This is a genomic window from Bradyrhizobium sp. WSM471 (genome assembly GCF_000244915.1).
Taxonomy (GTDB): domain Bacteria; phylum Pseudomonadota; class Alphaproteobacteria; order Rhizobiales; family Xanthobacteraceae; genus Bradyrhizobium.
This window is the reverse complement of record NZ_CM001442.1, coordinates 3,296,198-3,321,576: the sequence shown is the minus strand read 5'-3', so window position 1 is coordinate 3,321,576 and position 25,379 is coordinate 3,296,198. Positions and strand designations below refer to the sequence as shown.

The following is a 25,379-nucleotide window of genomic DNA, read 5'->3' as shown; positions in this document are numbered from 1 at the left end:
CGTGTGCATTCCTTTGGCGCACGGACTTGCGGGTGTCAGCCGGCGCCCGGGCTTCCCTGCGCCCTTGTCACGACGAGGGTGATACGACCAGGCAAAGCTCGGGCGGAATGCGCCGCGGGGATGCGAAGGCGCGCCTTGTGACGGAAATGCAAGTTGATGGTCCGAAAGCTCTCATCCTCCGCCGGTGTTGAAGCAGCGGCGCACAAAAACCCTCGCGCCATCCCGGTGCTACCACCTCAATTATCCGCCCTGCGGAATCCCCCACTCCCCGCATGATCGCCCCGCCTCCACCGCACGCCGGCGCAATAGACTTTTCCCGACCCGGGCGGCATCCTGCCGCCATCAAACGATAACAGAGCGCCACACAGGCGGAGGAAACAGATCATGCTGCAGACCCGATTCACCAAGCTCGTCGGTGTCGAGCACCCGATCGTCCAGGGCGGCATGCAATGGGTCGGGCGCGCCGAGCTGGTCGCCGCCGTCGCCAATGCCGGAGCGCTCGGCTTCATCACGGCGCTGACCCAGCCGACACCGGAAGACCTCAGGAAGGAGATCGCCCGCTGCCGCGATCTCACCGACAAGCCGTTTGGGGTCAACCTCACCATCCTGCCCGCGATCAAGCCGCCGCCTTACGCCGAATATCGCGCCGCCATCATCGAGAGCGGCATCAAGGTGGTCGAAACCGCCGGCAACAAGCCGCAGGAGCATGTCGACGAGTTCAGGAAGCACGGCGTCAAGGTCGTGCACAAATGCACCAGCGTCCGTCACGGGCTCTCGGCCGAGCGCATGGGCGTCGACGCCATCTCGATCGACGGGTTCGAATGCGCCGGCCATCCAGGCGAGGACGACACCCCCGGCCTGATCCTGATCCCGGCCGCCGCCAACAAGATCAAGATTCCGATGATCGCCTCCGGCGGCTTTGCCGACGCCCGCGGCCTCGTCGCCGCACTGGCGCTGGGCGCCGAAGGCATCAACATGGGCACCCGCTTCATGGCGACCAAGGAGAGCCCCATTCATCAGCTCATCAAGGAGAAGATCGTCGCCAATGACGAGCGCGAGACCGAGCTGATCTTCCGCACCATGCGCAACACCTCCCGTGTCGCCAGGAACGAGATCTCGACCAAGGTCGTCGCGATGGAGAAGGAAGGCGCCAAGTTCGAGGACATCCGCGAGCTCGTCGCGGGCGCCCGCGGCAAGATGGTCTACGCGACCGGCAACTCGGACGAAGGCATCTGGTCGGCGGGCCAGGTCCAGGGCCTGATCCAGGACATCCCGACCTGCGCCGAACTGATCTCCCGCATCGTGCGCGAAGCGGAGGCCATCATCCGCAGCCGGCTCGAAGGCATGATCGTTCATCCGACAGCGCAGGCTGCGGAATAATCACTGCAAGAAGCGAGAGCAATACATGAAGGCTTATGTCTACGGCCCTGGCGGCGCTGCAATTTCCGACGTCGCTCAACCAAAGCCTGAAGGCACGCAGGTGCTGGTCCGCGTCCGCGCCTGCGGCCTCAATCGCGCCGACACCGGCATGCGCAAGGGCCACGCCCATGGCGCGGCCGGCGGCGCCGGCACCGTGCTCGGCATGGAATGGGCCGGCGAGGTCGCCGAGCTCGGACCGGATGCCAAGGGCGTCAAGGTCGGCGACCGCATCATGGGCTCCGGCGGCGCGGCGTTTGCCGAATACACGCTGGCCGATCACGGCCGGCTGTTCCGCGCGCCCTCGAACATGAACTTCGAGGAAGCCGCCACCCTGCCCGTCGCGCTCGCGACCATGCACAACGCCGTCGTCACCATCGGCGGCGTGCAGCCCGGGCAGGCCGTGCTGATCCAGGGCGCAAGCTCCGGCGTCGGCCTGATGGCGATGCAGATTGCGAAGCTCAAGGGCGCCAGGCTCGTGATCGGCTCCTCGACCGATGCCACCCGCCGCGGCCGGCTGAAGGAGTATGGCGCCGACCTCGCGGTCGACTCCTCCGATCCGAAATGGGTCGAGGAAGTGCTGAAGGCGACGAACGGCGAAGGTGTCGACCTCATCGTCGACCAGGTCTCGGGCCAAGTCGCCAACCAGAACCTCGCGGCGACCAGGGTCAAGGGTCGCATCGTCAATGTCGGCCGGCTCGGCGGCACCCATGCCGATTTCAACTTCGACCTGCACGCGGCGCGCCGCATCGACTATGTCGGCGTCACCTTCCGCACCCGCACCATCGCGGAGGTCCGGGAGATCTTCGACGAGGTCAAGAAGGACATCTGGGGCGCGGTCGAGTCGCGCAAACTGCAGCTGCCGATCGACAAGGTGTTTGCCTTCGACGATATCGACAAGGCCTTCGAGCACATGGAGGCGAACAAGCACCTCGGCAAGATCGTTGTGACGGTGTGAGGGGGCGGCAGCGGAGCAAGAGCTGTAGGTCCCACTCCCTCCGCTCGTCATGGCCGGGCTTGACCCGGCCATCCACGTCTTTCCCGCGATTGAGAAAGATCGTGGATGCCCGGGACCCGACTACGCCAAGGCTTCGCCGGGCACTCGGTCTTGGGCCGGCGAAGCTTCAGCGAAGACGGCGAGCCCGGGCATGACGGAGTTGGAGGCCCCCGCTCCTGCAACTCACTAGCGTCTACAGCTGTGGATCGTCGCTTGATGTTCAGTCACAGGCTGCTAAATCCCCCGCCATGAGCTCCCAACACAACAAGACCTCGGTCGCAGCGATCTCGATCTTCGCCAGCGGCGGCATGGCGGCGGCCAAGTTCGCGGTCGGCATCGCGATCGGCTCGCTGGCGCTGATTTCGGAGGCGCTGCATTCCTCGATCGACCTGGTCGCGACCATCATCACCTGGGCGGTGGTGCGGGTGTCCGACAAGCCGGCGGACGAGGAGCATCATTACGGCCACGGCAAGCTCGAAAGCGTCTCGGCGCTGGGCGTCACCGCCCTGCTCTATGTGCTCGCCGGCGGCATCCTGGTCGAGTCCTACAGCCGGCTGCGGGAGGGAACCGCGCCGCCGACTATTTCGGCCGTGCCTTTCGTGGTGCTGGTGATCGACATCGTCGTCAATCTCTGGCGCGCCCGTGCCCTGCACCGTGCCGCACGGGAGACCAGGAGCCAGGCGCTCGCCGCCGACGCGCTGCATTTCGCCTCCGACGTGATGGGCTCGTTCGCCGTGATCATAGGCCTGATCCTCGCCGGCCTCGGCTTCTGGTGGGGCGACGCGGCTGCCGCCGCCGCGGTGGCCGTGATGATCGCCCTGCTCGGCCTGCGCATGGCCGGCTCGACGGTGCAGACGCTGGTCGACCGCGCCCCGGAAGGCGCGCATGAGACGGCCACGGCCGCGATCCGCAGCGTGCCGGGTGTGATCGACGTCGAGCGACTCCGCGTGCGCATGGTCGGGGCAACCACATTTATCGACACGATCGCAAAGGTGCCCCGGACTTATCCCATCGACCGGGTCGAGGACATCAAGCGCAATGCGCAAGCAGCCGTCGAGAAGACCTTCGGCGATGCCGACCTCACCTTCACCGCGGTCCCCGTGGCGCGCGACAACGAGACCGTGCGCGACCGCATCATGGTCATCGCCCACAATTCGGGCCTCGCCGTCCACCACGTCACGGTGCACGATCTCGGCGCCAAGCTGATCGTCAGCATCGACCTTGAGGTCGACGCCGGGATGCAGCTCGACGCCGCCCATGACGTCGCCAACACGCTGGAACGCAACATCCAGGAAGAGTTCGGCGCGGACGTCGAAGTCGACGTCCACATCGAGCCGCTGGAACCGGAACTGCCGTTCGGGGTCGACGCCGCGTCGGAACGGGTGCGGGCCATTGCCGCCGCGCTGACGGAATATGCCGCCGGCAGCGAGATCCACGACATCCACAATGTCCGCGTCCGCAACACCGATGCCGGCGAGATCGTCAACTTCCACTGCCGCGCCGAGCCGTCGATGAGCGTGATCAAGGTGCACGAGCATGTCGACGCGATCGAGCGCGCATTGCGGCGCGCGTTCCCGAGCGTGAAGCGCGTCATTAGTCACGCCGAACCGCCGCGCGCGTGACAGAGAATGTGCGAGGAGTCACACGTTCTCGTTTCGGACTCGCCGCGCACGTAGGTTTGCGGACGCGCGACGCGCAAACTGCGCGTTGGATAAGAATAAATTCGCGTTAACGATTCGTTGACTCTCGACAGCCCGCGAAATCTGGATTCAAATCGATCATGATTCGGAAGCGATGTGGGGCTGCTTCCGAACTCAAGTTGCAAGCAGGTTTCCAGGGGGCTTTAGGCATGTCGCGTGCAGACGCCGCGAACGCGTGCGTCCAATCCGATTCGATCAAGGGATTGGCGCAATCGATCGCGAAACCTGCCTATCATCGGCTCCTGATCGCGGAGCCAGCGCTGCGCCGTGCCGTGCCGACGCTCATCATCGCGTTCCTGATCACGATCTGCCTCGGCGCGTTCGTGCAGGTCGTCGACCAGACACGCCAGAAGCGGCTGGTCATCCGACACGACATCTCGGCGCTCGCCGACCTGCTCGCCGAGCGCATCGACCGCCTCACCTCGGGGCGACAGGAGCGGCTGAAGAACATCGAGAGCCTGCCGGCGCTGCTGCCCGATCTCATTCCGTCTTGGGGCACCGCCTCGGGCCGCCACGTCATCGTCACCTCAGCCGGCATCGACCGCCGCATCCTTGCCCGCATCCCGGTCGACAGCGATCCCGCGGGCAACGATCGCCTGCTCGACGCAGTCACGACGGCGCAACTGATGGCGGCGCCGCCGCACGACGGCAATATATCCGACCTGACGCTGCCGAACGGCAACGCCGCGATGGCGACCTCGCGGCAGATCAAGTCGCTGCCCGGCTTCGTCACCGTGATCCAGGAGCGCAACGAGCCGATCTGGGGCTCGGACGCCGCGCTGTCGGTGACGCTGTCGGCCACCACCGGCTTCGTCGTCCTGATCCTCGGCTTCGCCTTCCACTGGCAGTCCACCCGTGCCCGCGAGGGCGACCTGATCAACGACGCCGTGCGCGGCCGGATCGACACTGCGCTCAACCGCGGCCGCTGCGGGCTGTGGGACTGGGACCTGTCGCGCGGCCGCATCTTCTGGTCGCAGTCGATGTTTTCGATGCTCGGCCTCGACGGCCGCAACGAGCTCCTCACCTTCGGCGAGGTCAACGCGCTGGTGAAGTCAGACGACATCGACCTGTTCGAGATCGCCGACCAGCTCATCTCCGAGAAGATCGACCACATCGACCAGACCTTCCGCATGCAGCATGTCGACGGCCACTGGATCTGGCTCCGCGTCCGCTGCGAAAAGACCAGTGGCGCGACCGACTCCAGCGTTCACCTGATCGGGATCGCCGTCGACATCACCGAGCAGAAGAGCCTCGCCGAGCGGACCGTGGAAGCCGATTTGCGCCTGCGCGACGCGATCGAGACCATTCCCGAAGCCTTCGTGCTGTGGGACGCGAGCGACCGCCTGGTGCTCTGCAATTCGCACTTCCAGCGCCTGCACAAACTGCCCGACAGCGCCGTCATCCCCGGCACCTCCTACGAGACCGTGCTCGAGGTCGGCCGCATGCCCGAGGTCCGCACCCGGCACAACGAGACCGCGAGCCAGGGCCCCGGCGCGCGCACCTTCGAGGCGCAGCTCGACGACGGCAGCTGGCTGCACATCAGCGAGCGCCGCACCAAGGACGGCGGCTACGTCTCGGTCGGCACCGATATCACCCGCATCAAGGAGCACGAGCAGAAGCTGGTCGACAACGATCTACGCCTGCGCGCTACCGTCATCGACCTCAAGCGCTCGCAGGCAGCCCTGGAGCGCCAGGCGGGCGAACTCGCCGATCTCGCCGAGAAGTACCAGCGCGAGAAGACCCGCGCCGAGGAAGCCAACCAGACCAAGTCGAAATTCCTCGCCAATATGAGCCACGAGCTGCGCACGCCGCTGAACGCGATCATCGGCTTCTCCGAGATCATGGGCTCGGGCATGTTCGGCGAACTCGGCTCGGAGAAGTACCAGGAATACTGCCACGACATCCTGACCAGCGGGCATTACCTGCTCGAAGTCATCAACGACATCCTCGACATGTCCAAGATCGAGGCCGGCCGCATGAAGCTCGACATGGAAGAGCTCGACCTGGCGCAGACGCTGGCGGAATCCCTGCGGGTCGTCACCGGCCGGGCACAGGACAAGCACCTGACGCTCGACGCCGACATCGCAAAATCGATCTCCGTCGTCGCCGACCGCCGCGCCACCAAGCAGATCATCGTCAATTTGCTCTCCAACGCCGTGAAGTTCACGCCCGACGGCGGACGCATCGTGGTGCGCAGCCGACAGCTCGACGACAGGATCGTGCTGATGATAGCTGACACCGGCATCGGCATCGCGCCGCATTCGCTGGCGCGGCTCGGCCGCCCGTTCGAGCAGGTCGAGAGCCAGCTCACCAAGACCTATCACGGCTCGGGACTGGGGCTGGCGATCGCCCGCTCGCTGGCGCAGCTCCATGGCGGCTCGATGCGGTTGCGCTCCAAGCTGGAGGTCGGCACCGTCGTGCGCGTCACCCTGCCCCGCGACGCGATCAAGGCGGCGTCCGGAATATCGGCCGCGGCCTGATGGCTACGATTGCAGCGACGGCGCGACTTCCCGCGCGACATTGACCAGCGCCGCGATCAGCGGCGTCATCGGATCACGCTGCGGGATCACCATGCCGATGCTGTAATTGACATCGGGATCGGTGATCGGGATCGAGCGCACAGTATCGGAAAGGCCGAGCGTCTCGGCGAGCTTGGCCGGCATCACGCTGGCCCAGCGTCCCGTCTTCACATGCGTGAACAGCACGAGCAGCGAATTCGAGGTCAAGGTCGGCGTCGCCTCGGCGCCGACCGAACGTAACGCGCGGTCGATGATGCGACGGTTCTGCATGTCGGGCGTCAGCAGGCACAGCGGCACCTGCCCTACCTCCTTCCAGGTCACCGTCTCGCGATCACCGAACATTCCATCCGGCGAGGTGAGCAGACGATAGCTCTCGCTGTAGAGCGGGATGGTGCGCACCTTGCCGATCGGCTCGTTCTCGATATAGGTCAGCCCTGCATCCACCTCGAGATTCTCGAGCAGCCCCAGCACCTCGGACGAGGTGGTGGACTGGATGCGGAAGCGCACCTCGGGATGCCTGGCGCGGAACGGCGTCGTCAGCGCGGCGACCATGCCGAGCACGGTCGGGATCGCGGCAATACGGATCTCGCCGGAGAGCTGATGCTTCAGCCCGTTGATCTCGTCACGCATCGCGCGCGCATCACCCACGATCCGCCGCGCCCAATCGAGCGCCCGCTCGCCTTCCGGCGTAAAACCCTGGAAGCGGGAGCCGCGCTGGACCAGCATGACGCCGAGGATCTCCTCGAGCTGCTTCAGCCCGGTCGACATTGTCGGCTGCGTCACACCGCACACCTCGGCGGCCCGGCCGAAATGCCGCTCCTTCGCCAGCGCCAGCAGCAGTTCAAGCTTATCGAGCAACCATTCATCCCCTCGGATCGTGTGGTGGCATACAAGCTAGCATGGCCTTCCCCCTTCCAACACGCAAAAACCGCATGGCGGACGGCTCCAATCGCAATTTCAAATCGAGTGATTGCCATCGCAAATCGATCTGAATCCGCAATCGCAGCATGAGACAGCTTTATTGATCTTCGAACGATTCCAAATAGTTTGCGATCAGCAGACGCTCTGGTCGAGAACGAAGAATGACAACGGTTTACGAGCCTTGGGACGAAACGCGCGGGGCCGAGATTATCGCCGAACACAGCAAGCAGGAAGGCGCGACGCTGGTCATCCTGCACGCGCTCCAGGAGGCGTTCGGCTACGTGCCGGTGGCAGCCATTCCCATGGTGGCGCAAGCGCTCAATCTGTCCCGCGCCGAAGTGCATGGCGTGTTCACGTTCTACCATGATTTCCGCCACAAGCCGGCCGGCCGCCATGTGCTGAAACTCTGCCGCGCGGAGGCCTGTCAGGCGGCGGGCGGTGACGCGCTGGCTGCGCGTGCGGAGGCGAAGCTCGGCGTGTCGCTCGGCCACACCACCGCCGATGACCGCGTCACCCTGGAGCCGATCTACTGCCTCGGACTGTGCGCAACAGCGCCGTCCGCGATGCTCGACGGCCGGCTTATCGGCCGGCTCGACGAAAAGCGCATCGATGCTCTCGTTGCGCAGGTGCAGCGATGAGCATCCGTCTATATGTCTCTCGCGATGCGGGTGCGCTTGCGGTCGGCGCCGACGAGGTCGCGCTGGCACTGGAGCAGGCTGCAGCCAAGCGTGGCATTGCCGTCGAGATCGTCAGGACCGGCTCGCGCGGCCTGTACTGGCTCGAGCCGCTGGTCGAGGTCGCGACGCCGCAGGGCCGGATCGCGTTCGGCCCTGTGACCGAGACCGATGTGCCCTCCCTGCTCGACGCGCTCGCGAGCAATACGCAGCATCTGCTGCGGCTCGGGGCCACGGACGAGATCCCCTGGCTCAAGCGCCAGACCCGCCTCACCTTCGCGCGCTGCGGCGTGATCGACCCGCGCTCGCTCGACGACTACCGCACCCATGGCGGCTACAAGGGCCTCGAACGCGCGCTGTCGCTCGGCTCGGAAGCCATCCTCAATGAAGTGACGGCGTCCGGCCTGCGCGGCCGCGGCGGCGCCGGCTTCCCGACCGGCATCAAGTGGAAGACGGTCGCGCAGGCGAAAGCGGATCGCAAGTTCATCGTCTGCAACGCCGACGAAGGCGACAGCGGCACCTTCGCCGACCGCATGATCATGGAAGGCGATCCCTTCCTCGTCATCGAGGGCATGACGACCGCCGGCATCACCGTCGGCGCGACCAAGGGCTACATCTACATCCGCAGCGAATATCCGCACGCGGTCGAGGCGATGAACGCGGCCATCCAGGCTGCGAAGCGCGACGACTATCTCGGCGCGAACATCGGCGGCTCCACGCACAGCTTCGATCTCGAGGTCCGCGTCGGCGCCGGCGCTTACGTTTGCGGCGAAGAGACCTCGCTGCTGGAAAGCCTCGAAGGCCGCCGCGGCCTCGTGCGCGCAAAGCCGCCACTGCCCGCGCATCACGGCCTGTTCGGCAAGCCGACCGTCATCAACAACGTGCTGTCGTTCGCCGCAATCCCCTTCATCCTGGCCGAAGGCGCCAAGGCCTATGCCGATTTCGGCATGGGTCGCTCGCGCGGTACGATGCCGATTCAGCTCGCCGGCAACATCCGCCGCGGCGGGCTGTTCGAGACCGCGTTTGGCGTCACGCTCGGCGAGCTCGTCGACGACATCGGCGGCGGCACGTTCACGGGCCGTCCGATCCGCGCGGTGCAGGTCGGCGGCCCCTTGGGCGCCTACTTCCCGCGCGCGCTGTTCGACACGCCGTTCGACTACGAGGCCTTCGCCGCGCGCGACGGCCTGATCGGCCATGGCGGCATCGTCGTGTTCGACGACAGCGTCGACATGCGCAAGCAGGCGCGTTTCGCCATGGAATTCTGCGCCATCGAATCCTGCGGCAAGTGCACGCCGTGCCGGATCGGTTCGACCCGCGGCGTCGAGACCATCGAGAAGATCATCAACGGCGAACGCGTGAACGAAAATCTCGCACTCGTCGAAGACCTCTGCAACACCATGAAATTCGGCTCGCTCTGCGCGCTCGGCGGCTTCACGCCCTACCCCGTGCTCAGCGCATTGAAGCACTTCCGGGAGGATTTCGTCCCGGCCCCGACCACGCTTCAGGCCGCGGAATAGGAGAACGACAATGTCTCTGATCGAAGAAATCGACTTCGGTACGCCGCGCTCGAAATCGGAAACGATGGTGACGCTGACCATCGACGGCAACCAGGTCACGGTGCCCGAGGGCACCTCGATCATGCGGGCGGCGATGGACGCCGGCCATCAGATACCGAAACTCTGCGCGACCGACATGGTCGACGCATTCGGCTCGTGCAGGCTTTGCGTCGTCGAAATCGAGGGCCGCGCCGGCACGCCGGCCTCCTGTACCACGCCTGTCATGTCCGGCCTGATCGTGCACACCCAGAGCGAACGGCTCAAGAAGCTGCGCAAGGGCGTGATGGAGCTCTACATCTCCGACCATCCGCTCGACTGCCTCACCTGCGGTGCCAACGGCGATTGCGAGTTGCAGGACATGGCCGGCGCCGTGGGCCTGCGCGACGTGCGTTACGGCTATGAAGGCGAGAACCACGTCTTCGCCAAGACGCCTGGCAAGTCCAATGGCGAGATCAACGCCGCCTGGATGCCGAAGGACGATTCCAACCCGTACTTCACCTACGATCCCTCCAAGTGCATTGTCTGCTCGCGCTGCGTCCGCGCCTGCGAGGAGGTGCAAGGCACCTTCGCGCTCACGATCTCCGGCCGCGGCTTCGACAGCCGCGTCTCGCCCGGCATGAGCGAGAGCTTCCTCGGCTCCGAATGCGTCTCCTGCGGCGCCTGCGTGCAGGCCTGCCCGACCGCCACACTGACCGAGAAATCCGTGATCGAGATCGGCCAGCCCGAACACTCGGTCGTCACCACCTGCGCCTATTGCGGCGTCGGCTGCGCCTTCAAGGCTGAGATGCGCGGCGAGGAAGTCGTCCGCATGGTGCCGTACAAGGACGGCAAGGCCAATCGCGGCCATTCCTGCGTCAAGGGCCGCTTCGCCTGGGGCTACACCAACCACAGGGAACGCATCCTCAACCCGATGATCCGCGAGCGGATCGAGGATCCCTGGCGCGAAGTGTCATGGGACGAGGCATTCTCGTTTGCCGCCGACAGGATGCGCGGCATCCAGAAGAAATACGGCCGCGATGCCATCGGTGGCATCACGTCGTCCCGCTGCACCAATGAAGAGACCTATCTGGTGCAGAAGCTGATCCGCGCCGGCTTCGGCAACAACAATGTCGACACCTGCGCGCGCGTCTGCCACTCCCCGACCGGCTATGGCCTCTCGACCACGTTCGGTACCTCTGCCGGCACGCAGGATTTCGACTCGGTCGAGCACACCGACGTCGTCGTCATCATCGGTGCCAACCCCGCTTCGGCCCACCCGGTGTTCGCCTCCCGCCTGAAGAAGCGGCTGCGCCAAGGCGCCAAGCTGATCGTGATCGATCCGCGCCGCACCGAGATGGTCGAATCGCCGCATGTGAAGGCGCTCCACCTGCCGCTGATGCCCGGCACCAACGTCGCGGTCATGACGGCACTGGCGCATGTGATCGTCACCGAAGGCCTTGCCAACGAAGCTTTCGTACGCGAGCGCTGCGACTGGAGCGAATTCGAGGAATGGGCGGCGTTCGTCGCCCAACCAAACAACAGCCCGGAATCCACCGCCATCCTCACCGGCGTCGATCCGAACGATCTGCGCGAAGCAGCGCGCGTCTACGCCACCGGCGGCAACGGCGCGATCTATTATGGTCTCGGCGTCACCGAGCACAGCCAGGGCTCGACCACCGTGATCGCGATCGCCAACCTCGCGATGGCCACGGGCAATATCGGTCGTCCCGGTGTCGGCGTGAACCCGCTACGCGGCCAGAACAACGTGCAGGGCTCCTGCGACATGGGCTCGTTCCCGCACGAGCTCCCCGGCTACCGCCACATCTCGGGCGATGCCGTGCGGGACCAGTTCGAGGCGCTGTGGAACGTCAAGCTCAACCCCGAGCCGGGCCTGCGCATTCCCAACATGTTCGACGCCGCGGTGGACGGCACGTTCATGGGGATCTACGTGCAGGGCGAGGACATCCTGCAATCCGATCCCAACACCAAGCATGTGGTAGCAGCACTAGCGGCGATGGAATGCGTCATCGTCCACGACCTCTTCCTGAACGAGACCGCGAACTACGCCCATGTGTTCCTGCCGGGCTCCAGCTTCCTCGAGAAGGACGGCACCTTCACCAACGCCGAGCGCCGCATCCAGCGCGTCCGCAAGTTGATGACGCCGAAGAACGGCCTCGCCGACTGGGAAGTCACCATCGGCCTCGCCAGGGCCATGGGCTTCGAGATGACTTACAGCCATCCTTCCGAGATCATGGACGAGATCGCGGCGCTGACCCCGACCTTCGCCGGCGTCTCCTATGCCAAGCTCGACGAGCTCGGCTCGGTGCAGTGGCCCTGCAACGACAAGGCGCCCGAGGGCACGCCGGTGATGCATATCGACGGCTTCGTCCGCGGCAAGGGCAAGTTCGTCGTCACCGAATATGTCGCGACCGACGAACGCACCGGCCCGCGCTATCCGCTGCTGCTCACCACAGGCCGCATCCTCAGCCAGTACAATGTCGGCGCACAGACCCGGCGCACCGAGAACGTGGTCTGGCATGCCGAGGATCGGCTGGAGATCCATCCGCACGATGCCGAACAGCGCGGCGTGCGCGATGGGGACTGGGTGCGGCTGAAGAGCCGCGCCGGCGAGACCACGCTGCGTGCGGAGATCACCGATCGCGTCGCGCCGGGCGTCGTCTACACCACCTTCCACCATCCGGACACCCAGGCCAACGTCATCACGACCGACTATTCGGACTGGGCGACCAACTGCCCCGAATACAAGGTCACGGCGGTGCAGATATCGCCGTCGAACGGCCCGTCCGACTGGCAGAAGGCCTACGGCGCGCAGGCGCGGCATTCCCGCCGCATCGCGCCGGCCGAGGCTGCGGAGTAGCGGCATGCACGTGCCGGTCCAGGCCATCGACCGCGAGATCTGGCGCGACGGTGCCGCGTCTGAAGGAGCGCGGCTGATTCCGGAGGAGACGCCGCTGGCACTGACCTACAATGGCGGCACCTACGCCGTCATGATGGGGACGCCGCAGAACCTCGAGGATTTTGCCGTCGGCTTCAGCCTGGACGAAGGCATCATCAAATCCGTCGATGACATCAAGTCGCTCGAAATGGTCCGCCTCGACGACGGCATCGAGCTGCGCATGTGGCTGGCTTCGGAAGATGCCGCGCGCATCGGCGAGCGCCGCCGCCACATCGCCGGCCCGACCGGCTGCGGCATTTGCGGCATCGACTCGATTGCCGAAGCCGTGCGGCCTGCGGCCATCGTGCCGCAGGGACAGACGTTTGCGCCCGAGCAGATCATGGCGGCGATGCAGACCATCGCACCACTGCAATCGATCAATCTGCAAACCCGCGCCGTTCACGCCGCCGCGTTCTGGTCGCCTGCCGGCGGTATCGTTGCGCTGCGTGAGGATGTCGGTCGCCACAACGCGCTCGACAAGCTCGCCGGTTCGCTGGCGCGCAGCCGCACGGCTGCAAGCGGCGGCATCGTGCTGCTGACGAGCCGCGTCTCGGTCGAGATGGTGCAGAAGACCGCCGCCATCGGCGCGCCGGTGATGGTGGCCGTCTCTGCGCCGACCGCGCTCGCGGTGCGCACCGCGGAGGCCGCCGGCATCACGCTGATTGCCATTGCCCGCCAGGACGGGTTCGAAGTGTTTTCGCATGGCGGCCGGGTTGTCGCCCGTCATGCCACGGAGGTTCTCGATGTCGCCTGACCGCCTGATCTACATGGCCAACCAGATCGGCACGTTCTTCCGGAGCCAGGGCCACGACAAGGCCGTGCAGGGGATCGCCGACCACATCAAGAAGTTCTGGGATCCGCGGATGAAGCGCGCGATCTTCGCCCATCTCGATGCCGGCGGCGCGGGCCTGGAGCCGAACGTGCGGGACGCGCTCACCTCGCTGCAGCAGGCGACGTCCCTTCCAGTAGCGCCCTGAAGACACGGCGCACCTCGCTCTGCGTCTCCTTCACGCGCGCCTCCAGCGAGGAGAAATGCGGCGCATCGCCGGCGCGTGCCATCACGCGCAGGAGGTCGGTGCCGGCGGTCTCCGGCTTGAACCGGTCGTTGACGCAGAGCCGCAGGATCTGCGTCAGATCGTGATACAGCCGCGCCGCGGCCCGCAATATCTCGGTCTCCGATTGCGCGAGCACGCCGAGCCTGCATGCATTTTCCAGCACCTGCATGCTGGCGACGTCGAGAATCTCCGGCTTCTCGTGCGCATGCACGAGCTGAAGATATTGCGCGATGAAATCGATGTCGACCATGCCGCCGGCGGCATATTTGAGATCCCAGCAATCGGCCTCGCCCTTCTCCTGGGCGATCGCACGCCGCATGTCGGCGACGTCGTTGGCGGTGATTGCGGGATCGCGGCGACGGGTCAGGACATCGCGGATGACGCGCTCGATCCGTTCCCGGAATTCGGGCGAAGCCGACACGACGCGCGCACGGGTCAGCGCCATGTGCTCCCAGGTCCAGGCCTCGTTGGCTTGGTAGTCCGCGAACGAGACGAGGCTCGAGGCCACAGGGCCGGCGCGCCCCGAGGGGCGCAGCCGCATGTCGATCTCGTAAAGCACCCCGTAATTGGTGCGCGTCGTGAACGCGCTGATCAGGCGCTGGGTGAAGCGGGCGAAGTAATGCGCACCTTGCAATGACTTCGCACCGTCGGAGTCCGGATTGTCGCTGTCGAAATCGTAAAGCAGGATCAGGTCGAGATCGGACGACGCTGTCATCTCGCGGCTACCGAGCCGGCCCATCGCGATGATCGCGGTCTCCTGCCCCTTGATCCGGCCATGCTGGGCGGCGAAGCGATCGGCGACGAGGCCATGCACGGTATGCACGATGCCCTCGGCGACGTCGGCAAAGGCCGTGCTCGCTTGCTGTGCTGAGACCGTGCCTGAGAGAATGCGCGTTCCGATCAGGAACAGGCTCTCCTGTCCGAACAGGCGCAGGCGGTCGAGGAACTCTTCGTAAGAGCCGGCATCCTGCACCGTGCTCGCGAGCCGCCCCGACAATTCCTGCCTGTCGGGCATGGCGCCGAAGAAGCGCGGATCAATCAGGCCGTCCATGAGTTGCGGCTGCCGCGCCAGCATCTCGCCGAGCCGGGGCGCCGCGCCCAGCACCAGGGCGACCAGCGCAACGAGATCGCGGTTCTGCCCGAGCAGCGTGATCAGTCGACCGCCCCGCTGAAGCGCCCCAAGGAAATGGTCGAACGCCACGACGGCCCGATCCGGCTCCTCGGCATGAGCGAGACCGTCGATCAGGGCCGGCACGAATTCGATGAAGGCATTGCGCGTCGCCTCATTGCGGAACACGCGGTAGTCGCCGGTGATCCAGTCACGCACGGTCTGCGCGACGGCGGCGGGCTTCTTGAAACCGAGCGTCGCCAGGTACTGAAGCAGCCGCGGATCGTCGGGACCCGCACTGTAGTCGAGCGCCGGCAGCTTGGCCGTGCCGGTCGGATCGTCGCCCTCGAACAGTTTTTCGTAGTGGCCCTGGACGATCTCGAGCTGGCGCAAGAGGTCGCGGGCAAAGGCCTCGCGATCCGGATAGCCGAAGAACCAGGCGAAACGCTCGACCGCCTCCTTGTCCTCGGGCAGCGTGTGAGTCTGCTCGTCTGCGATCATCTGGAGGCGATGCTCGACCCGACGCAGGAATTGGTACGCCGTGGTCAGCTCGTCGCGCGCCGCAAACGTGATCCAATTGCTGGAAGCGAGCACGCCAAGCGCGGCGAGCGTCGGCCGCACGCGCAGCTCAGGATGGCGGCCACCGGCGATCAATTGCTGGGTCTGGGCGAAGAACTCGATCTCGCGGATTCCGCCGCGCCCGACCTTCACGTTGTGCCCTTCGACAGCAACCTCGCTCTGGCCGCGATAGGTCTGCATCTGCCGCTTCATGTCGTGAACGTCGGCAAGCGCGGCAAAGTCGAGATGCTTGCGCCAGACGAAGGGCGCGATTTCCGCGAGCAGCGCCTCGCCCGCCCTGGGATCGCCGGCGCAGGCGCGCGCCTTGATCATCGCGGCGCGCTCCCAGGTACGCCCTTCCCGCTCGTAATAGTTCAGCGCGGCATCACGCGAAATCGCCACCTGCGTCGAAGATGGATCGGGACGCAGGCGCAGATCGACGCGGAAGACGTAGCCGTCATAGGTGCGCTGCTGGAGAATGCGTGCCATCCCCTGCGTTACCCTCACGAAGAATGGCTGGGGTTCGATATCCGCGGCCAGCGTCGTATTGTCGGGATCGAAGAACACGATGAGATCGATGTCGCTGGAATAGTTCAGCTCGCCTGCGCCCATTTTGCCCATCGCAAGCACGATCAGCCCGCAGCCCTCCTCCGGCGCCTCGGGATTGGGCGGCAAGAGCTTGCCCCGTGCGGCTTCCTGCCGCAGGAGGTACTGAAGCGCCGCCCGCACCGAGGACACCGCGACATCGGTGAGCGCTGCGGTCACCCGCATCACCGGCCAGACCCCGCCGATGTCGCACAGTGCGATCAGGAGCGCGGCCGCCGCCTTCATGCGGCGAAGCAGCCGCATCACCTCGGCTTCGTCGGATGCCGCGAGCACGGCGCCGTTCGCCTCCGCGATCAGCGTGGCGAGATGCGCATCCGGATCGCATTCCAGCAGTCGGATCAGGCGCTGCGAATCAGCCCGCACCAGTTCGAACAGATAAGGCGAGAATTCCGCGATGCCGGCCAGTGTGTCCCGCGCGAAGGGATGAGCCAGCAGAGCTTCAAGATGGGCAGATTGCGCGGGCTCGAGCTCGGCCAGCCAGCTTTCAAAACGTCCTTGGTCGGTGACGGAAGCGGCAATATGGGGAGCCTCCGCGAAGCGTGCGGCAAGTCTCTCACCATGCTTGTCCGCGTTTCCCGGCGCGGAGTTGTTCATGCCACCTTCTGTGGCACATCCGGTATTGGAGGAGCAACCCTGTCGCCCGCGCGCGCCGGTAGCACCAGGGTGGCGACGAGGCCCGGATGGGCATCGCCCAGCCGCAATTCGCCGCCATGCAGCGTTGCAACCGCAGAAGCAAGACTGAGGCCGAGGCCGGAGCCCGGCAGCGTGCGGCTGGCTTCAAGCCGCACGAATCGCTCGACAGCATGCTTGCGGTCGGCCTCGGGTATACCGGGGCCGCGATCGGTGACGCTGAGCAGCACCTGATCGCCCTCGCGTTTCGCCTCGATCGTGATCTGCCTTGAATCCAGGCTGACCACGGTTCCACCCGTTAGCGCGACCGGCTTGCCGTATTTGATCGCATTCTCGACCAGATTGGCGAGCGCCTGGCTGATCAGTTCGCGGTTGGCGTGCACCGGCGTCGGATCGGCCTTGACCTTCAGCGTCATGCCGTCGTCTTCAGCCAGCGGCTCGTAGAGCTCGTGGATGCCATGTGCGACATCGGCCGCGTCGAAATCGTTCATGTTGCCACGCGCCTGACCGGACTCGGCGCGCGCGATCATCAGCAGCGCGTTGAATGTACGGATCAGGCCGTCGGATTCCTCGATGGTCCGCTCCAGCGCGGCGCGGTAATCGGCCTCGCTGCCTGATTTCGCCAGCGCCTCCTCGGCGCGGTTGCGCAAGCGTGTCAGCGGCGTCTTGAGATCGTGGGCGATGTTGTCGGAGACCTCCTTCAGCCCCGCCATCAGCGCCTCGATGCGCTCCAGCATCGCATTGAGGTTTTCAGCGAGGCGGTCCAGCTCGTCACCGCTGCGTCCTACCGGCAGACGCTCGCTGAGATCGCCTATCATGATGCGATGGGCCGTCCCGGACATGGCGTCGATGCGCCTGAGCACCCTGCGCGCGACGAAGATCCCGCCGCCCAGGCCAAGCACCACGACGATCAGCACCGACCATTGCGCAGCCTTGGCAACGATGCCGAACAGGCGCCGCCGCTCGGCGAGATCGCGGCCGATCAGAAGCCGGAAGCCATTCTCGAGCTCGGTGACGCGCACCAGGGCGCGATGGTCGCGCTCGTCCGCATCCTCGATGCGCCGATACGCCGTCTCCGACCAGCCGCGCGTCGCCATCACGCCGGGCGCCAGCGAGCCGACATTGCCGGCGATCGCCTGCCCGGTCGGCGTGGTCACGAGATAGAGGTTGGCGCCCGGCCGCAGCGCGCGGTACTCGATCGCGAGCACGAGAGCGCGCAAGCCGCGGCGGCCGTAGATCTCGTTGATCTCCGACGTCTCGGCATTGACCGTCTGCGTGATCTCCTCGGTGATTAGTCGCCGCGTATTCCAGGCGAAATAGGCGAGCAGCGAGGCCGCGAACATCGCAAACAACAGCAAATAGACCAGCGTCAGCCGGAATGCCGTGGTGCGGACGAGTTTACCGAATGCCGTCACGGATCATGTATCCCGCGCCGCGGATGGTGTGCAGCAGCGGCCGCTCAAAACCCTTGTCGATCTTGGAGCGCAGCCGCGAAATATGCACGTCGATGACGTTGGTCTGCGGATCGAAATGATAGTCCCAGACATTCTCCAGCAGCATGGTGCGGGTCACCACCTGGCCCGCATGCTTCATCAAATATTCGAGCAGGCGGAATTCGCGCGGCTGCAGCGTCAGCTCGTCCTTGCCGCGAGCGACGCGGTGGGAGAGCCGGTCGAGCTCGAGATCGCCGACGCGGTACAGCGTGTCCTCGGCCGGACCGCCGCGGCGGCGCGACAGCACCTCGACCCGGGCCAACAGCTCGGCGAAGGAATAGGGTTTCGGCAGATAGTCGTCGCCGCCGGCGCGCAGGCCCTTGATGCGGTCGTCGACCTGGCCGAGCGCGGAGAGAATCAGCACCGGCGTCGAATCGTCCTTCTCGCGGAGCGCGCCGATCACCGACAGGCCGTCGCGCTTAGGCAGCATGCGGTCGACCACCAGCACGTCGTAATCGCCGTTCTCGGCCATGGCGAGGCCTTCCTCGCCGTCGGCGGCGTGGTCGGCAATGTGCCCGACCTCGCGAAACGCCTTCACGAGGTAGTCGGCGGATTCGCGGTCGTCTTCGATGATGAGGAGGCGCATCGTGCGTTCGGCAACGGTCAAGGGAGTGAACCTTCTCTAAACATGGCGCGAGCGGCAATCGCATGCAAGCCGAGTGAGAGACTCTGGCATCGAGAAAAAAGGCGGGCGGTGAAGCTGGGGGGACTTCACCGCCCTAAGCCTTCCGACGGAGGGGGGCGTATTCCACCGGAAGGTAGACAGGGGAAGCAAACGTTGCGCTGCTCCCCCGAAGGGCGCCATCGGCGGGGGCGACTGATGCCGGCGACACCCTTCATCTCGGAGGCCTCCTCAGGCCGAGCCCTTGGTTAGCCCTTCGTTAGCCCTTCGTTAGCCCTTGGCGATGGGCACGGCGACGAAGCGCGACTGGCCGCCGCTCTTCACCCGCATCAGGACGCTGTTCTTGTTGTCGGTCCGCGCCGTGTTGATGGCGTCGCGGACTTCGCCGGCGGTGCTCACGCTCTTGCCGCCGACTTCGAGAATCACGTCACCTTCCTTGAAGCCGCGTTCGGCTGCGGCGCTCTTCGGATCGACCTCGGTGACCACGACGCCTTCCTTGCCGGCGCCGGCCACGGAATCGGCGGGCGCGACGGTCATGCCGAGCTTAGGCACATCGGTGCCGCGGCTCGCGCCCTTGCCGCTGTCCTTGTCGAGGTCGGCCTTGGCCTCGATCGTGTTCGGCAGCTGGCCGAGGGTGAGGTTCACGACCTTGTCCTGGCCCTTGTGCAGCACGTTGAGCTTCACGGTCGCGCCGGGCGCCAGGCCGCCAATGGTACGGGCGAGCTCGCGGGCGTCCTTGACCGCTTCGCCGTTGACCGACGTGATCACGTCACCGGACTCGATGCCGGCCTTCGCCGCCGGACCATTCGCCTGCGGCTCGGCAACCAGCGCGCCTTCGGCCTTCTTCATGCCGAGGCTGTCGGCGATGTCCGATGTCACCGGCTGAATCTGCACGCCAATCCAGCCGCGGCTGACCGAGCCCTTGTCCTTGAGCTGCGCCACCACGCTCTTCACGGTGCTGGCGGGGATAGAGAACGCGATGCCGACGCTGCCGCCGGAAGGCGAGTAGATCGCGGTGTTGACGCCCATCACCTCACCGTTGGTGTCGAAGGCCGGACCGCCGGAATTGCCCTTGTTCACGGGCGCGTCGATCTGGATGAAATCGTCGTAGGGGCCGTTGCCGATGTCGCGGCCGCTGGCCGAAACGATGCCGGCAGTCACGGTGCCGCCGAGGCCGAACGGGTTGCCGACCGCGAGCACCCAGTCGCCGATCCGCGGCTTGCCGTCGGCAAGCTTCGCGAACGGGAAGCTCGAGCTGCCCTCGACCTTGATCAAGGCGAGGTCGGTGCGCTGGTCGGTGCCGATCACCTTGGCGGTGTAGGTCTTGCCGTCGTCGGTCGTGACCTCGACCTTGTCGGCGCCGTCGACCACGTGGTTGTTGGTCACGGCAAAGCCATCAGCCGAGATGAAGAAGCCGGAGCCCTGGCCCTGCACGACACGGCCTCGACCGCCACCACCCTTCAGGCCCGGGATGCCATCCGGACCGCCGAAGCGGCGGAAGAACCGCTCCATCGGCGAGCCCGGCTGGAACGGCGACTGCGCGTCATCGCCGTCATCATTGCTCGCGGTCTTTTCCTTGATGTTGACCTTCACCGAGATCACCGACGGTTTCACGCGCTCGACGATGTCGGCGAAACCAATCGGGCGTTCAACCTTGCGGACCTCGTTGTTGACCTGTGCGTGCGCCGGGCTCGAGAACAGGTCGGCCGGCGAGGTCGACGTGCCGAAGCCGTAGACGGCGGCACCGAGGCCGGCGACGACCGAGGCCATCAGCGCGAACTTGCGGGCCGAGAAAATCGACCGGCGGGGCTGCCGGTAGGACGGAAGGTTCGAGAGGTCGGAACGGTCGGTCATGCAGAGATCTCCAGGGCCTTGAAATCCATTTGGTACCTGACGGCGGCACCTTACGAACCTGAAGATGGGGGCTGCCGCCTTACCGTGGGCTGGCGGCGGGGTTAAACTTTTGTAATGAAGGGGAATGCGGATGCGGCAGTTTATCGCAGAGAGAAAGTCTTTGTCTTACAGGAACTTAATCGAGTTCCGGTGGCGGCGCGGAAGCGCCTTTTTCAGGGCTCTCAGCTCGCTCTCACACTGACGATGAATTCGTCGACCTCGCGCTTCAAAGTCTCGGCCTGCTGCGACAGGTCGACCGCGGAATCGCGCGCCTCGGCGGCCATTCGGCCGGTCTCGGCGGACGTCGAGGTGATCTGGACGATGTGATTGGAGACGTCGAGCGTACCGCGCGCGGCGTCCTTGGCACTGCGCGTGATCTCCTGCGTGGCGGTGCGCTGCTGGGCGGTGTCGATCTCGATGCCGGACATGATGGACGAGATCTCAGACAACGTCTGCGAGACGCCGTCGATCGCGCCGCGCGTCTGTGCGGTGATGCCCTGGATGCTGGCGACGTGGGACGTGATCTCCTCCGTCGCCTTGCTGGTCTGGTGCGCCAGATTCTTCACCTCGGAGGCGACCACGGCAAATCCCTTGCCGGCCTCGCCAGCCCGCGCCGCCTCGATGGTGGCGTTGAGCGCGAGCAAATTGGTCTGCGACGCGATCGCCTGCACGAGCTGCACGACCTCGCCGATCTTGTCGGCCGCGTCCGACAGCGTGTGGATGGTGTCGCGGCTCTTCTCGACCTGCGTCGCCGCGCCCTCGGCACGCTGGGTCGCGTCCGTGACGCGACGGCTGATCGTGCCGATCGAATTCGTCATCTCCTCCGCCGAGCCCGCGACGGTCTGCACGCTGCCGCTGGCCTGGCTCGCTGCGCTTGCCACGGCGTTGGCCTTGGTGGTGGTATCGTTGGCCGTCCGCGACAACGTCTGGGCGTTGCTCTCGAGATGCACGGCCGACGACGCCACGCTGTCGACGACACTGGCGACGAGATCGTTGAAGCGCCTGATTCGCGCGTCCAGGAATTTCGATCGCTCGGCCTGATGCTGCGCCTCGTGGAGCTGCAGCTCGGCGAGGCGGCGCCGCTCCACACCATTGGTCTTGAACACCTCCAAAGCGCCAGCGAGCAGGCCGATCTCGTTGGTGCCGCCGAGACCCGGAACCGGAGTCTCGAACCTTTGGTCGGCGACCTCGCGCATAGCATGAACGATCGCCGCCAGCGGATTGAGGATGCCGTTGCGCACGGCAAACCAGGTGATGAGGCAGATCGCGATGGCTACAACGGCGATCACGCCGCAAGCGACGAGAAAATAGGAGAACGCGGTCTGCGCCTGCTGGTAGATCTGCATCGCGTGGTCGTGCGCGGGGCCACTCAGCGCGGCGAAGTCCGACGAAAGGCTGGTGATCTCGTTGTTGAGATAGAGCACCGCGACGAAGCCGGTGCCGCCTCCGATGCCCAGCAGGAACAATAATGCAGCGACGACGGCGCCGACCAGGAAGCGGATCGTCAGATTGCTGTTCGCGAACATAATTGAGGACTCAAAGCCTGGAATCGAATTTCGCGACAAGCTTTCAGACAAAGGTCAACAGAGCATGAAACATGCTGTGGCAAGGAGCTACGTATCATTGCGTAACCAGAACAATTTGAAGTGGCCAAGGTTTGAAACAACTAAGGTTTGAAACAGCTAAGGCTGGAAGCAGCTTAAGATTTGGCTTCATCCGCCATCAATGCGGCGAGCCGCGCTTCCTCGTCGGGCGTGAGCGGCGGAGCCGGTACGTCTGCACCATTTCGCGAGCGCCGGCGGATTTGCAGCCATAGCGCCAGGCCGCCGCCAATCAGCAGCAGCGGCGCGAGCAGCCACAACAGCATGTTCTGGCGCTCGAAGCGTGGCTTGAGCAGCACGAACTCGCCGTAGCGCGCGACCAGGAAATCGAGCACTTGCGAATTGCTGTCGCCGGCCGCGATGCGCTCGCGCACCAGGAGCCGCAAATCGCGCGCCAGTGGCGCATCGGAATCGTCGATCGACTGGTTCTGGCAGACCATGCAGCGCAGCTCGCGCGACAAGTCGCGTGCGCGCGACTCCTTCACCGGATCCGACATGATCTCGTCGGGCTGCACGGCATGCGCCGCAGGCAAGGCCAGCAGCAGCAGCGCGACGAACGCGGCCATCATTCGACGCATTGGATCACTCCGCCGGCTGCAGGCGCTGCTTGGCCCGCGCCGGTTTCGGCGCGCCCACCCGGAGGCGCCGGTCCGACAGCGACAGCACGCCGCCGAATGCCATCAGCACCGGTCCCCACCAGATCAGCAGCACCAGCGGCTTGTGATAGATGCGCACGGCGATGGCACCCTCGCCGGTGGCGTCCCCGAGAGAGATGTAGAGCTGGCTTGCGCCGCGCGTCAGCAGCGCGGCCTCGGTGGTCGAGGAGCCGCGGGTGGTGAAGCTGCGCTTGGACGGCGTCATCACGCTGAGCTTCTCGCCGTCCTGGCTGACATTGAATTCGGCGATCATCTCGCGGAAGTTCGGGCCTTGGCGCTGAAACAAACCATCGAGCTTCACGTCGTAACCGGCAACATGGGCGACGTCGTTCTGTTTCATGGTCGCGATATATTCGCTGTTCCAGGTGGTCTCGCAGACGATCCCGATCAGCGCGATGCCGAGGCCGGCATGCGCAAACGCGGAGCCCCAGGCCGAGCGCGGCAGGCCGCGGGCCCGGTGCAGCGCCGTTGCGAACGGTAGCCGCACGAGGCCGGTGCGCTCGACGATGTCAGTGACGGCACCGGCGATCACGAAGATGCCAAGCCCGATCGCGAGCGGCGCCAGCGCGCTGCCACCGCGCGCCCAGCCCCAGACCAGAGCGGCGACAACAAGCCCGGCAACGCCAGCCGCCAGCAGGCGTTGCGTCACGCCGAGCAGATCGCCGCGCTTCCATGCCAGTAACGGCCCGAACGGCACGGCGAGCAGCAGCAGCGTGAACAGCGGAGCGAAGGTGAGGTTGTAGAAGGGAGCACCGACCGACATCTTGAAATCGACAAGCATTTCCATCGCCAATGGATAGAGTGTGCCGAACAGCACCACCGCGCAGGCGACCGTGAGCAGCAGATTGTTCAGCACCAGCGCGCCCTCGCGCGAGATCGGCGCAAACAGGCCGCCCTGCTTCAACGACGTCGCGCGCCCCGCGAACAGCGACAGGCTGCCCCCGATGAACAGGCAGAGAATCAGGAGAATGAACACGCCGCGGGTTGGATCGGTCGCGAAGGCATGCACCGAGGTGATGACACCCGAGCGCACCAGGAAGGTCCCGAGCAGCGAGAGCGAGAAGGTCAGGATCGACAAGAGGATGGTCCAGACCTTCAACGCGTTGCGCTTCTCCATCACCAGCGCCGAATGCAGCAGCGCGGTGCCGGCAAGCCACGGCATCAGCGAAGCGTTCTCGACCGGGTCCCAGAACCACCAGCCGCCCCAACCCAGTTCGTAATAGGCCCAGTACGAGCCCATGGCGATACCGAGCGTCAGGAAGATCCAGGCGACCAGCGTCCACGGCCGCACCCAACGCGCCCAGGCGGCGTCGATCCGCCCCTCCAGCAGCGCCGCGATCGCGAAAGAGAACGAGATCGAGAAGCCGACATAGCCGAGATAGAGCATCGGCGGATGCACGGCGAGACCGATGTCCTGAAGCACCGGATTGAGATCGCGTCCCTCGATCGGCGGGTTGGCGATGCGCAGGAACGGGTTGGAGGTCACCAGGATGAAGAGATAGAAGGCGCTGGCGATCCACGCCTGTACGGCCAGCACATGCGCGCGCAGCGACAGCGGCAGATTGTTGCCGAAGGCCGCGACCAATCCGCCGAACAGCGCGAGGATCGACACCCACAACAGCATCGAGCCTTCATGGTTTCCCCACACGCCGGTGATCTTGTAGAGCAGCGGCTTCATGGAGTGGGAATTCTCGTAGACGTTGACGACCGAGAAATCCGAAGCTACGTGCAGCATCACAAGCGCGATGAACGACGCGCCGACGAACAGGAGCTGCGCCAGCGCAGTGGAGCGCGCCACATTCATCAGCGCGTCATCGCGCAGCCGCGCGCCGATCAGGGGCACGATGGACTGGATCAGTGCCAGTCCGAGCGCCAGCACCAGCGCGTAATGTCCTGACTCCGCGATCATCGAATCGCTCCCTGCGGATTGCCCTGCGCGGTCGTGGCCGCGGGCTTGACGCCATCGGAAGCCTTGGCGCCGTAGTCATCCTTCCAGTGCCCCTGCTTCTTCAGGGCATCGGCGACGTCCTTGGGCATGTAGGTTTCGTCGTGCTTGGCGAGCACGGTGTCGGCCTTGAACACGCCATCGGCGTCGAGCGCGCCTTCGGCGACGACGCCCTGCCCTTCCCGGAACAGATCAGGCAAAATGCCCTTGAAGGCGACCGGAAGCTTTGCGCCGCCGTCGGCGACCTCAAAGGTCACTGCGAGATTGTCGCCGCGCCGGAGCGAGCCGGGCTGCACCAGGCCGCCGAGGCGAAACCGCTTGCCGGGCGCGACGTGCTTCTCGGCGACCATGGTCGGCGTCGAGAAGAACACGATGGAGTCGCGCAACGCATTGAGCACCAGCGCGGCCGCGAGCGCGAGCACGGCAAGCGAGCCGCCGATGATGGTCATACGTCGCTGCTTGCGCGTCATGGCGTATCCATTCCCTGCCCGTCT

At 65.5% G+C, this 25,379-nt stretch carries 18 protein-coding genes; 9 read left to right on the top strand and 9 right to left on the bottom strand.

The features are described from left to right. The first annotated feature begins 384 nt into the window (after window positions 1-384). The 4 genes from BRA471DRAFT_RS14415 to BRA471DRAFT_RS14400 all read left to right on the top strand — a co-directional run bounded on the left by BRA471DRAFT_RS14415 (window position 385) and on the right by BRA471DRAFT_RS14400 (window position 6,593). A complete protein-coding gene (locus BRA471DRAFT_RS14415; protein WP_007593350.1) occupies window positions 385-1,380 on the top strand; it encodes a nitronate monooxygenase family protein in 996 nt (331 codons plus the stop codon). Window positions 1,381-1,405: 25 nt separating this feature from the next. After that, the gene (locus tag BRA471DRAFT_RS14410; protein ID WP_007608332.1) at window positions 1,406-2,374 is read left to right on the top strand and encodes a zinc-binding dehydrogenase; all 969 of its coding nucleotides are present in this window, start codon (window positions 1,406-1,408) and stop codon (window positions 2,372-2,374) included. A gap of 287 nt (window positions 2,375-2,661) precedes the next feature. Beyond that, the gene (locus tag BRA471DRAFT_RS14405) at window positions 2,662-4,035 is read left to right on the top strand and encodes a cation-efflux pump (protein WP_007608330.1); all 1,374 of its coding nucleotides are present in this window, start codon (window positions 2,662-2,664) and stop codon (window positions 4,033-4,035) included. A gap of 227 nt (window positions 4,036-4,262) precedes the next feature. After that, the gene (locus BRA471DRAFT_RS14400) at window positions 4,263-6,593 is read left to right on the top strand and encodes a PAS domain-containing sensor histidine kinase (RefSeq protein ID WP_007608328.1); all 2,331 of its coding nucleotides are present in this window, start codon (window positions 4,263-4,265) and stop codon (window positions 6,591-6,593) included. Window positions 6,594-6,596: 3 nt separating this feature from the next. On the opposite strand, the gene BRA471DRAFT_RS14395 is transcribed toward BRA471DRAFT_RS14400, so the two are convergent. After that, window positions 6,597-7,490, bottom strand: a complete 894-nt coding sequence (locus tag BRA471DRAFT_RS14395; protein WP_007608327.1) for a LysR family transcriptional regulator — start codon at window positions 7,488-7,490, stop codon at window positions 6,597-6,599. 224 nt (window positions 7,491-7,714) lie between these two features. Here BRA471DRAFT_RS14395 and BRA471DRAFT_RS14390 point away from each other — a divergent pair, with 224 nt between their 5' ends. Genes BRA471DRAFT_RS14390 through BRA471DRAFT_RS14370 form a run of 5 tightly spaced genes read left to right on the top strand, consistent with a single transcriptional unit; the run spans window position 7,715 to window position 13,695 of the window. Then, window positions 7,715-8,191: a formate dehydrogenase subunit gamma gene (locus BRA471DRAFT_RS14390; RefSeq protein ID WP_007608325.1), complete on the top strand. Its 477-nt coding sequence runs from the start codon at window positions 7,715-7,717 to the stop codon at window positions 8,189-8,191. Further along, window positions 8,188-9,744: an NADH-quinone oxidoreductase subunit NuoF gene (locus tag BRA471DRAFT_RS14385; RefSeq protein WP_007608322.1), complete on the top strand. Its 1,557-nt coding sequence runs from the start codon at window positions 8,188-8,190 to the stop codon at window positions 9,742-9,744. Before BRA471DRAFT_RS14390 ends, BRA471DRAFT_RS14385 begins: the two co-directional genes overlap by 4 nt. 10 nt (window positions 9,745-9,754) lie before the next feature. Then, entirely contained in the window at window positions 9,755-12,640 is a 2,886-nt protein-coding gene (gene fdhF, locus BRA471DRAFT_RS14380; RefSeq protein ID WP_007608321.1) for a formate dehydrogenase subunit alpha, read from the top strand. 4 nt (window positions 12,641-12,644) lie between these two features. Continuing rightward, window positions 12,645-13,472, top strand: a complete 828-nt coding sequence (gene fdhD, locus BRA471DRAFT_RS14375) for a formate dehydrogenase accessory sulfurtransferase FdhD (protein WP_007608320.1) — start codon at window positions 12,645-12,647, stop codon at window positions 13,470-13,472. Beyond that, window positions 13,462-13,695: a formate dehydrogenase subunit delta gene (locus tag BRA471DRAFT_RS14370; RefSeq protein WP_007608319.1), complete on the top strand. Its 234-nt coding sequence runs from the start codon at window positions 13,462-13,464 to the stop codon at window positions 13,693-13,695. Before fdhD ends, BRA471DRAFT_RS14370 begins: the two co-directional genes overlap by 11 nt. Here BRA471DRAFT_RS14370 and BRA471DRAFT_RS14365 read toward each other — a convergent pair. From BRA471DRAFT_RS14365 to ccmE, 8 genes are all read right to left on the bottom strand, one after another. After that, window positions 13,652-16,639 (bottom strand): bifunctional [glutamine synthetase] adenylyltransferase/[glutamine synthetase]-adenylyl-L-tyrosine phosphorylase, encoded by a 2,988-nt coding sequence (locus BRA471DRAFT_RS14365; RefSeq protein ID WP_007608318.1) that lies wholly within the window; start codon window positions 16,637-16,639, stop codon window positions 13,652-13,654. The genes BRA471DRAFT_RS14370 and BRA471DRAFT_RS14365 overlap by 44 nt on opposite strands. Beyond that, window positions 16,636-18,090 carry an ATP-binding protein gene (locus tag BRA471DRAFT_RS14360; RefSeq protein ID WP_007608317.1) on the bottom strand — a complete coding sequence of 485 codons (1,455 nt, stop codon included), beginning with the start codon at window positions 18,088-18,090 and terminating at the stop codon, window positions 16,636-16,638. Before BRA471DRAFT_RS14360 ends, BRA471DRAFT_RS14365 begins: the two co-directional genes overlap by 4 nt. After that, a complete protein-coding gene (locus tag BRA471DRAFT_RS14355) occupies window positions 18,074-18,754 on the bottom strand; it encodes a response regulator transcription factor (RefSeq protein WP_035974942.1) in 681 nt (226 codons plus the stop codon). The genes BRA471DRAFT_RS14360 and BRA471DRAFT_RS14355 overlap by 17 nt, the downstream gene beginning before the upstream one ends. A gap of 306 nt (window positions 18,755-19,060) precedes the next feature. Continuing rightward, window positions 19,061-20,644, bottom strand: a complete 1,584-nt coding sequence (locus tag BRA471DRAFT_RS14350) for a Do family serine endopeptidase (RefSeq protein WP_007608315.1) — start codon at window positions 20,642-20,644, stop codon at window positions 19,061-19,063. Between the two features lie 221 nt (window positions 20,645-20,865). Continuing rightward, window positions 20,866-22,209: a methyl-accepting chemotaxis protein gene (locus BRA471DRAFT_RS14345; RefSeq protein ID WP_007608310.1), complete on the bottom strand. Its 1,344-nt coding sequence runs from the start codon at window positions 22,207-22,209 to the stop codon at window positions 20,866-20,868. Between the two features lie 173 nt (window positions 22,210-22,382). After that, window positions 22,383-22,862 carry a cytochrome c-type biogenesis protein gene (locus tag BRA471DRAFT_RS14340; RefSeq protein ID WP_007608308.1) on the bottom strand — a complete coding sequence of 160 codons (480 nt, stop codon included), beginning with the start codon at window positions 22,860-22,862 and terminating at the stop codon, window positions 22,383-22,385. Window positions 22,863-22,866: 4 nt separating this feature from the next. Beyond that, window positions 22,867-24,849, bottom strand: coding sequence for a heme lyase CcmF/NrfE family subunit (locus tag BRA471DRAFT_RS14335; protein ID WP_007608306.1), 1,983 nt, complete (start codon window positions 24,847-24,849; stop codon window positions 22,867-22,869). Next, on the bottom strand, window positions 24,846-25,355 hold the full coding sequence (ccmE, locus tag BRA471DRAFT_RS14330; RefSeq protein WP_007608304.1) for a cytochrome c maturation protein CcmE: 510 nt from the start codon (window positions 25,353-25,355) through the stop codon (window positions 24,846-24,848). The genes BRA471DRAFT_RS14335 and ccmE overlap by 4 nt, the downstream gene beginning before the upstream one ends. Window positions 25,356-25,379: the final 24 nt, after the last annotated feature.

Coding starts and splice junctions, on each gene's coding strand:
- BRA471DRAFT_RS14415 (WP_007593350.1), top strand. CDS start 385: ATGCTGCAGACCCGATTCACCAAGCTCGTCGGTGTCGAGCACCCGATC.
- BRA471DRAFT_RS14410 (WP_007608332.1), top strand. CDS start 1,406: ATGAAGGCTTATGTCTACGGCCCTGGCGGCGCTGCAATTTCCGACGTC.
- BRA471DRAFT_RS14405 (WP_007608330.1), top strand. CDS start 2,662: ATGAGCTCCCAACACAACAAGACCTCGGTCGCAGCGATCTCGATCTTC.
- BRA471DRAFT_RS14400 (WP_007608328.1), top strand. CDS start 4,263: ATGTCGCGTGCAGACGCCGCGAACGCGTGCGTCCAATCCGATTCGATC.
- BRA471DRAFT_RS14390 (WP_007608325.1), top strand. CDS start 7,715: ATGACAACGGTTTACGAGCCTTGGGACGAAACGCGCGGGGCCGAGATT.
- BRA471DRAFT_RS14385 (WP_007608322.1), top strand. CDS start 8,188: ATGAGCATCCGTCTATATGTCTCTCGCGATGCGGGTGCGCTTGCGGTC.
- fdhF (WP_007608321.1), top strand. CDS start 9,755: ATGTCTCTGATCGAAGAAATCGACTTCGGTACGCCGCGCTCGAAATCG.
- fdhD (WP_007608320.1), top strand. CDS start 12,645: ATGCACGTGCCGGTCCAGGCCATCGACCGCGAGATCTGGCGCGACGGT.
- BRA471DRAFT_RS14370 (WP_007608319.1), top strand. CDS start 13,462: ATGTCGCCTGACCGCCTGATCTACATGGCCAACCAGATCGGCACGTTC.
- BRA471DRAFT_RS14365 (WP_007608318.1), bottom strand. CDS start 16,639: ATGAACAACTCCGCGCCGGGAAACGCGGACAAGCATGGTGAGAGACTT.
- BRA471DRAFT_RS14355 (WP_035974942.1), bottom strand. CDS start 18,754: ATGCGCCTCCTCATCATCGAAGACGACCGCGAATCCGCCGACTACCTC.
- BRA471DRAFT_RS14350 (WP_007608315.1), bottom strand. CDS start 20,644: ATGACCGACCGTTCCGACCTCTCGAACCTTCCGTCCTACCGGCAGCCC.
- BRA471DRAFT_RS14345 (WP_007608310.1), bottom strand. CDS start 22,209: ATGTTCGCGAACAGCAATCTGACGATCCGCTTCCTGGTCGGCGCCGTC.
- BRA471DRAFT_RS14340 (WP_007608308.1), bottom strand. CDS start 22,862: ATGCGTCGAATGATGGCCGCGTTCGTCGCGCTGCTGCTGCTGGCCTTG.
- BRA471DRAFT_RS14335 (WP_007608306.1), bottom strand. CDS start 24,849: ATGATCGCGGAGTCAGGACATTACGCGCTGGTGCTGGCGCTCGGACTG.
- ccmE (WP_007608304.1), bottom strand. CDS start 25,355: ATGACGCGCAAGCAGCGACGTATGACCATCATCGGCGGCTCGCTTGCC.